Source organism: Pseudomonas sp. HMSC08G10 (genome assembly GCF_001808425.1).
GTDB classification, from domain to species: domain Bacteria; phylum Pseudomonadota; class Gammaproteobacteria; order Pseudomonadales; family Pseudomonadaceae; genus Aquipseudomonas; species Aquipseudomonas guariconensis.
Window position 1 is genome coordinate 1 of the sequence record NZ_KV793302.1, and the last position, 724, is coordinate 724.

The 724-nt window shown below is 61.9% G+C and carries 1 pseudogene; it reads right to left on the bottom strand.

Features of this window, described 5'->3' with window-relative positions:
• Positions 1-724: pseudogene (locus HMPREF3173_RS08965) on the bottom strand (DUF4055 domain-containing protein); the annotation flags it as partial.

The window sequence follows — 724 nt, forward strand, 5'->3', positions numbered from 1 at the left end:
GGGTTCAGCTTGGCGAAATCGTCCGCGTTGATGTCGGTGGTGATGAACAGCGTTGGCTGGCTGCTGATGAAACCGCTCTCCTCCACCGTGGCACTGTTGCCGTAGTGCAGGATGTTCACATCGGCCAGGTCTTCCAGTGGCGACTTGTCGACGCTGGCGTCGTTGTCCTCAGCCCCGTAGAAGCTGAACAGGATGTGATCGAATGGCTTGCCGTTCTTGTCGAGTGGCTGCGTCTCGGTGTAGGTCTTGCCGTCCTTGGCGTAGAGGCGCTGGACGTACTTCCCGTCGATCAGAAGCAGCACGCGGTATTGGTCTTCCTTGGTGCGGTCGAGGTTTTCCGAGCTGAACTCAGATACGCACTCGAGGAGGCAGACGTAGACCAGGCGCAGCACGCCATCGATGACCTGCTCTTCCCAGTCGATGATCGAGGTCGCGCCGTAGTGGTGGATCAGGGCCCGACGGCCCTGCATGTCGGCCATGGAGGACACGCCTTCAACTGGCGGGAAGTCCACCAGGAAGCCGCCCCGCCCTGTGTCCAGGCACTCGCCCACGGAGCGCTTGGAAAGCTGCTCCAGGCTCGTACCGTCGCCGCTGGCGTTCTCCTTCAGGTACTCCACGCCGGCGGGGAGTTTCAGTTCGGCTGTCTTGCGGAACACCGCACCCAGCAGGCCGGTACGCGTGCGCCCGGTGATGTTCAGGAACATCGCCCGCTTCTTGTACTGCT